This window comes from Rhodococcus sp. NPDC055112, from assembly GCF_053607505.1.
The window spans coordinates 1-7738 of the sequence record NZ_JBSGTR010000106.1 but is presented as its reverse complement, the minus strand read 5'-3'; the positions used below and the strand labels follow the sequence as shown (position 1 = coordinate 7738).

6 protein-coding genes are annotated in these 7738 nt (G+C 68.8%); 1 reads left to right on the top strand and 5 read right to left on the bottom strand.

The genetic code is table 11. The features are described from left to right. Positions 1-198: 198 nt before the first annotated feature. Genes ACWFRB_RS26055 through ACWFRB_RS26035 form a run of 5 tightly spaced genes read right to left on the bottom strand, consistent with a single transcriptional unit; the run spans position 199 to position 5710 of the window. Positions 199-975, bottom strand: a complete 777-nt coding sequence (locus ACWFRB_RS26055) for an enoyl-CoA hydratase (RefSeq protein WP_452644190.1) — start codon at positions 973-975, stop codon at positions 199-201. After that, complete coding sequence (mmsB, locus tag ACWFRB_RS26050; protein ID WP_452644188.1) at positions 972-1886, bottom strand: 3-hydroxyisobutyrate dehydrogenase; 915 nt, start codon at positions 1884-1886, stop codon at positions 972-974. Before mmsB ends, ACWFRB_RS26055 begins: the two co-directional genes overlap by 4 nt. Further along, entirely contained in the window at positions 1883-3016 is a 1134-nt protein-coding gene (locus ACWFRB_RS26045; RefSeq protein ID WP_452644192.1) for an enoyl-CoA hydratase/isomerase family protein, read from the bottom strand. Before ACWFRB_RS26045 ends, mmsB begins: the two co-directional genes overlap by 4 nt. A 32-nt stretch (positions 3017-3048) precedes the next feature. Then, positions 3049-4197, bottom strand: a complete 1149-nt coding sequence (locus ACWFRB_RS26040) for an isobutyryl-CoA dehydrogenase (protein WP_452644186.1) — start codon at positions 4195-4197, stop codon at positions 3049-3051. A gap of 7 nt (positions 4198-4204) precedes the next feature. Continuing rightward, positions 4205-5710 carry a CoA-acylating methylmalonate-semialdehyde dehydrogenase gene (locus ACWFRB_RS26035; RefSeq protein ID WP_452644184.1) on the bottom strand — a complete coding sequence of 502 codons (1506 nt, stop codon included), beginning with the start codon at positions 5708-5710 and terminating at the stop codon, positions 4205-4207. Positions 5711-6016: 306 nt separating this feature from the next. Between ACWFRB_RS26035 and ACWFRB_RS26030 the strand changes: the two genes are divergently transcribed. Continuing rightward, positions 6017-7690 carry a sulfatase-like hydrolase/transferase gene (locus ACWFRB_RS26030; protein ID WP_452644182.1) on the top strand — a complete coding sequence of 558 codons (1674 nt, stop codon included), beginning with the start codon at positions 6017-6019 and terminating at the stop codon, positions 7688-7690. Positions 7691-7738 lie beyond the last annotated feature (48 nt).

Below are 7738 nucleotides of genomic sequence, written 5' to 3'. Positions count from 1 at the left end.
AGGGCCCACACCGAGCAGCACGCCAACCGGGAGCTCGGGCTGATCAACTCGGAGCGGCGGGGGGGGGGCGCCCCCCCCCCGGCCCTGGGTCCCCGGGTGGGGTGGCGGGGGGGGCCCCGGGTGGCCGGGCCGCCGCCACCGGCATGCCGTCCTCGCGCCGCGGTCCGGCGCTCAGCGGCTGGTGAAGCTCCGCGCTTCCTAGCTGTTGGTGAACTCGGGCGCCCGCTTGTCCACGAACGCCGCCATGCCTTCCTTCTGGTCCGCGGTCGCGAACGTCGAGTGGAACACCCTGCGCTCGAAGCGGACACCCTCGGCGAGGGTGGTCTCGAAGGACCTGTTCACGCTCTCCTTGGCCATCATCGCGATGGGCAGCGACATCTCGGCGATGGTCGTCGCCGTCGCCAGCGCCTCGGTGAGCAGGTCCGCCGCGGGCACGATCCGCGAGACCAGGCCCGCACGCTCGGCCTCCTCCGCGTCCATGTTGCGTCCGGTCAGGCACAGGTCCATCGCCTTCGCCTTGCCGACGGCGCGGGTCAACCGTTGCGAACCACCGATTCCCGGGATCACACCGAGCTTGATCTCCGGCTGGCCGAACTTGGCGTTGTCCGCCGCGAGGATGATGTCGCACAGCATGGCCAGCTCACAGCCACCCCCCAGCGCATAGCCGGCAACCGCGGCGATGGTGGGCTTGCGGGCCGAGGCGAGACGATCCCACGCCGCGAACCAGTCGTCGAGGTACATGTCCATGTACGACTTCGGCGCCATCTCCTTGATGTCGGCGCCCGCGGCGAAGGCCCGCTCCGACCCCGTGATGAGGATCGCGCCGATCTCCGGATCGCGCTCGAGGTCGACGACCGCGGCCACGACCTCGCCCATCAGCTGGGCGTTGAGCGCGTTCAGCGCCTTCGGCCGGTTCAGCGTGATGACACCGACCCTGCCCTTGCGCTCGAGCAGGATGGTCTCGAAGTCACTCACGCGTTCTCCTCGTTCGCACGTCGGCGGATGTCGTTGACGATGGCGGAGAAGTCCAGCGTGCCGCCGGTCTCCTCGTGGAACCGCGAGTAGATCTCCGCGGCACGCAGGCCGAGCTCGCCCGGAACGCCGTTGCCGCGCAGGGCGTTCGCGGCAAGGCCGAGATCCTTGTCCATCAGGGCTGCCGCGAAACCCGGCTGGTAGTCGTTGTTCGCCGGGCTGGTCGGCACCGGGCCGGGCACCGGGCAGTAGCTGGTCAGGGCCCAGCACTGGCCCGAGGCGTTGGACGCCACGTCGAACAGCGCCTGATTGCTCAGGCCCAGCTTCTCGCCGAGCACGAACGCCTCGCTGATCGCGATCATGGACACGCCCAGGATCATGTTGTTGCAGATCTTCGCGGCCTGGCCGACCCCGGATGCACCGCAGTGCACGACCTTGGCGCCCATCACCTCGAGCAGCGGCCGCGCCGACTCGAAATCGGCCTCGTCCGCGCCGACCATGAAGGCGAGGGTGCCCGCGGTCGCGCCCGCAACGCCACCGGACACCGGGGCGTCCATGCCGCGGTGCCCGGCCTTGACCGCGAGGTCGTGGGCCTGGCGGGCATCGGCGACGTCGATGGTCGAGCAGTCGATGAACAGCGTGCCGGGGGCCGCGGCCTCGAGCAGTCCGCCCTCGTACAGTCCGAGCACGTGCTTACCGCTGGGCAGCATCGTGATCACGATGTCCGCCCCTGCGGCCGCGTCGGCAGCGGACGTCACGACCGAGATGCCGTCGCGGGTGGCCTGTTCCAGTGCGGCGGGCACCAGGTCGAAGCCGTTGACCTGATATCCGGCCTTGGCCAGGTTCGCGGCCATCGGGCCGCCCATGTGACCGAGACCGATGAAGCCGATCCGGAGGTTGCCTGCGGCGCTCATGACTTTCCTTCCCCAACGCTGCTGAGTTCCTGGGTGTTGCCGAGAGTGATGGAGCTGTGGGTGTTTCCGCCGGGGGCGAGGCCGAGCTCGAGTGCCCCCAGACCGGCGAAGTACCGGTCGACCTGCTCGTCCGTGACCTCCTCCAGGGTGGCAGGCGACCAGGCCGGATTGCGGTCCTTCTCCACCACCTGCGCGCGGATGCCCTCGACGAGGTCGTGGGAATCCAGGCAGGCCGAGGACACCCGGTACTCCTGGTTCAGCACCTCCTCGAGGCTGCCGAGATCCCGGGAGCGGCGCAGCGAGCGCAGCGTCACCTTCGCCGCGGTCGGCGACTTGGCGAGGATCTGCTCGGCGGCGTCCGCTGCCGCCGGTATCCCGCTGTCCCGAAGCCGCGAGACGATCTCCTCGACGGTGTCCGCCGAGTAGGCGTCGCCGATCCACCCCTTCTGCGCCAGCAGCGCGGATTCGGGTGCGGGCTCGGTGAACTCCTCGAGCGCGCGCTCGAGGGTCCCGGCGGCGAGCGCCGCCAGGAAGGCGGGCACACGACCGGACGGGATGAAGTGATCGGCCAGGCCGCAGGCGATGGCGTCGCCCGCGGTCAGCCGTGCGGTCGTCAGCGCGATGTGGGTGCCGAGCTCACCAGGGGCACGCGAGAGCAGGTAGGTGCCGCCGACGTCGAGCACGAATCCGATTCCGGCCTCGGGCATCCCGATCATCGAGCGCTCGGTGACGATCCGGACGCTGCCGTGCGCGGACACCCCGACGCCACCGCCCATCACGATGCCGTCCATGATCGCGACGTACGGCTTCGGGTAGCTCGCGATCGCGGCATTGAGCACGTACTCGTCGCGCCAGAACTCGCGCGAGCCGTCGCCGCCGTCCTGGGCGTCGTGGTAGATCGAGACGATGTCGCCGCCCGCGCAGAGACCGCGCTCCCCCGCGCCGGTGAGCACCACCGCGCGCACCTCGTCGTCGGCGGCCCACTCCGTCAGCGCCGCCGCGAGCTGGTGCACCATCGAATGGTTGAGCGCGTTGATCGCCTTGGGCCGGTTCAGGGTGAGCAGGCCGAGACCGTCGCGCTTGTCGACGATCACCTCCGCCTCGGTCACCTCCGCTGCGGACGCGCTCACGCCGCTGGGTTCGCTGACGCCGTTCGCTTCGCTCACGCCGCTCCCGCCGTTCCGACGACGGAGCGGGCGATGACCACCCGCATGATCTCGTTGGCGCCCTCGAGGATCTGGTGGACCCGCAGATCACGCACGATCTTCTCCAATCCGTACTCGGACAGGTAGCCGTACCCGCCGTGCATCTGTAGTGCCTTGTTGGCCACGTCGAATCCGGTGTCGGTGGCGAATCGCTTTGCCATCGCGCAGAGTTCGACCTTGTCGTTCGCATCCTCGTCGAGCGCCGCCGCGGCCCGCCACAGCAGGGTGCGTGCGGCCTCGAGTTCGGTGCGCATGTCCGCGAGCTGGAACTGCAGCGCCTGCGAGTCGAGCAGCGGCGAGCCGAACGCCTTGCGCTCGGCCAGGTGGTTGACCGCCTTCTGCAGCGCGGCCTGGCCGCCGCCGACCGAGCACGCCGCGATGTTCAGCCTGCCGCCGTTGAGCCCGGACATCGCGATCCGGAATCCGTCGCCCTCCCGACCGAGCAGGTTGGCGGCGGGCACCCGCACCTCGTCGAGGATCACCTGACGGGTGGGCTGTGCGTTCCAGCCCATCTTCTTCTCGTTGGCTCCGAAGGACAGCCCCTCAGCGCCCTTCGGGACGATGAACGCCGAGATGCCCTTGGCGCCTGCGGATCCGGTCCTGGCCATCACCACGTAGACATCGGAGGTGCCCGCGCCGGAGATGAACTGCTTGACCCCGGTCAGCAGGTAGTCGTCGCCGTCCCGCACGGCCTTGGTGCTCAGGGCCGCGGCGTCGGAACCGGCACCCGGCTCGGTCAGGCAGTAGCTGCCGAGGTGCTCCATCGAGGCCAGTGCAGGCACCCACTGGTGCCGCTGCTCGTCGGTGCCGAAGGAGTCGATCATCCAGGTGACCATGTTGTGGATGGACACGTACGCGGCGATGGACGGGCAGCCCTTGGCGAGCTGCTCGAAGATCCGGACGGCGTCGAGCCGGGTGAGCCCCGACCCGCCGACGTCCTCGCTGATGTAGATCCCGCCCATGCCGAGCGAGCCGGCCTTGCGCAGCACGTCCACCGGGAAGTGCTTGGTCTGATCCCATTCGATCGCATTGGGGGCCAAGAACTCCGAGGCGAAGTCCCGAGCGGTGTCGCTGATCGCCCGCTCGTCATCGGTCAGGGTGAACATGGTGTTCCTAGTCCATCGTCGGGATGACGAAGTGATTGGTCGCGTGCTCCTTGGTTCCCGAAGGCCAGCGCTGCGTGACCGTCTTGGTCTTGGTGTAGAACCGGAAGGAGTCCGGGCCGTGCTGGTTGAGGTCGCCGAAACCGGACCGCTTCCAGCCGCCGAAGGTGTGGTACGCGATCGGCACGGGGATCGGGACGTTGACGCCGACCATGCCGACGTTGACGCGAGCGGTGAAGTCACGCGCGGTGTCGCCGTCGCGGGTGAAGATGGAGACACCGTTGCCGTACTCGTGCTCGGTGGGTAGGCGCAGAGCCTCCTCGTAATCGGCGGCGCGAACCACCTGAAGGACGGGTCCGAAGATCTCCTCCTTGTAGATGCGCATGTCCGAGGTGACATTGTCGAAGAGGGTGGCGCCCGCGAAGAACCCGCCTTCGTGGCCCTCGAGGGTGAAGCCGCGGCCGTCGACGACCGGCGTTGCGCCCTCGTCGATTCCGATCTGCACGTAGTTGTTGACGCGGTCGAGGGCGTCCTGACTGACGAGGGGACCGAAGTCGACGCCCTCGTCGTCGCTGCGACCGATCTTCAGCTCGGCGACGCGCTCCTTCAGCTTCGCGACGAGGGCGTCTGCCGTCTCCTCACCGACCGGAACGGCGACCGAGATGGCCATGCAACGCTCACCGGCGCTGCCGTAGCCGGCACCGATCAGGGCGTCGGCGACCTCGTCGAGGTCGGCGTCGGGCATCACGATGGCGTGGTTCTTGGCCCCGCCGAAGCACTGCGCGCGCTTGCCGTTGGCGGCCGCGGTCTCGTAGATGTACTGCGCGATCGGGGTCGAGCCGACGAAGCCGACCGCCTTGACCCGGTCGTCGGTGAGCAGCACGTCGACGACCTCCTTGTCGCCGTTGACCACGTTGAACACGCCCGCGGGCAGACCGGCCTCGACGAACAGCTCGGCGATGCGCAGCGGCACCGAGGGGTCCCGCTCGGACGGCTTGAGAATGAACGCGTTGCCCGCGGCGAGCGCCGGGCCCGCCTTCCAGAGCGGGATCATCGCCGGGAAGTTGAACGGGGTGATGCCCGCGACGACCCCGAGCGGCTGCCGCATCGAGTACACGTCGATGCCGGTGCCTGCGGACTCGGTGTACTCGCCCTTGAGCAGGTGCGGAGCGCCGACGGCAAACTCGATGACCTCGAGGCCACGCTGGATGTCGCCCTTGGCGTCGGGGATGGTCTTGCCGTGCTCGGAGGACAGCAGTCGCGCGAGCGAGTCCATCTCCAGCTGCACGAGCTGGAGGAACTTCATCAGGACGCGGGCCCGCTTCTGCGGGTTGAACGCGGCCCACTCACGCTGAGCGTCAACCGCGTTGGCGATGATCGCCTCGGTCTCGGCCTTGTCGGCGAGCGGCACCCGCGACTGCACCTCACCGGTGTTGGGGTCGTAGACGTCGCCGAACTTGTCGGAGGTGCCGGGGACGCGCTTGCCGCCGACGAAGTGGGTGAGTTCCTGAACCATTTTATTGGACCTGTTCTCGCTAGGGCGAATGCCCGCGCCGACCCCATGGCAACCCACGGGCGCGCGGTGCGGAGTTCCGGATATGTTGCCATCCTATAGTTGGATATCCATGTATGTCTAGGGGTGGCGTCGACCAGGCGAGAATCCCGGCCCCGTCGAACAAGATCATCCGAAACCCGGGGTGCGAACGCCGCCTACGGAGAACAATCACGGTCACAAGGTGCCGGCCGGACCGCCACCGGGCGCGCGCGAATGGGCATGAAACCTGTCAGCTGCACTCTCGCGTCTCAGGATGGAGATCGCCCGATGGAGCCCCAGACCGAATCGACCCGGTGCGCGACCGAATCACCTCACTGCTCGGACGGGTCCGCCGGATTCTCCGCCGCGACGACCCGCCGGACCTTCCTCGGCGCCGCGGGCGCCCTGGTCGCGGCGGGCGTGGCCGGAATCGGCTCGACCGGTCCGCGGGCGATGGCCGCGGAAGGGTCGGGCATCCCGCTCCGACGCCCGAACATCGTGGTCATCATCACCGACCAGGAGCGCCGTCCGATGTTCTGGCCTGCCGGCTGGGCGGACCGGAACCTTCCCAACCGCAAGCGGCTGTCCGACCAGGGGCTCACCTTCACCCGCGGTTTCTGCAACGCCGCGATGTGCTCACCCAGCCGCAGCACCTTCTTCACCGGGCTCTTCCCCGCACAGCACGGCGTCACCGCCACCCTCACCGAGGGCGGCACCGTGTCCCCGACCGAGCCGACGCTGCCGCTCGGTATCCAGAACATGGCCAAGCTGCTGTCCTCGGCCGGCTACAACGTGCACTACCGCGGCAAATGGCACATGAGCAAGGGGGCAGGGGGCGGCGACCCGTCCAGCGCCGACATCGCCGCGTACGGGTTCCAGGGTTGGGTTCCGCCAGAGGGCGGGCAGGACACCAATCCCGACCACTTCGGCGGCGGCTGCGCCGACCTCGACAGCGGCTATGCCGCGCAGGCGGTCGACTTCGTCCGCGGCGTCGATTCGAGCACCCCGTTCGCGCTCATCGTCTCGTTCGTCAACCCGCACGACGTGCTCGCATACCCGCAGACCTGGGACGCGATCAACGGCACCTGCAACAACTACGGCTCCGACGCGCCAGGGGTGTTCGAGCAGGGCATCGAACTGCCGCCGACCTACGGCGAATCGCTCGCGCTGAACTTCAAGCCCACCGCCCAGATCCAGTCGGAGCTGCTGCTCGCGGCCGGCCTCGGCCCGCTGATCGGCCCGAACGCCGCCCGCAACTACGTGAACTTCTACGCCTACATGCACAAGGTGGTCGACGAGCACATCGGGGCGGTGCTCGACGCGCTCGAGTCCCGGCCCGGGATGCGCGAGTCGACGATGGTCATCCGCATGTCCGATCACGGCGAGATGGGCATGTCCCACGGCGGCCTGCGCCAGAAGGTGTTCAACACGTACGAGGAGACACTGCGCGTCCCCATCGTCGTGAGCAATCCCGTCCTGTTCCCTACGCCGGTCCAGTCCGACGCGATGGCGTCCCTCATCGACGTGATGCCCACCCTGGCCACCCTTGCGGGTGTCCCCGACCGCGGGGCCTGGGACTTCCGCGGCACCGATGTCACGCCGGTGATCGCCGACGCGGCCGCCAACCCCGCCGATCCCACCGCGACCGTGCAGGACGAGATCGTGTTCACCTACGACGACCAGAACTGCGCCGTACCCGACGGGCAGTTCCTGGTCACCCAGCCCAACCACATCCGGTGCGTGCGCGACACCCGATGGAAGTACTCCGCCTACTTCGACCCAGCTGGCGTGATCCCGCCGCAGTTCGAGCTCTACGACCTCGAGACGGACTCGCTCGAGATGCACAACTGCGCCAACCCGCTCAATCGGGCCTTCTACGACCCGCGCCAGTCCGCGCTCATGCACGAGCGGCTGTTCGCCGCGATGGCGCGGACCGGCACCACCCCCGCCCGCGGTCTGTAGGCGGCTGCGCCGCCCGTGAGTCCTTCTGGTCCCGTAGCGGGCCGGAAG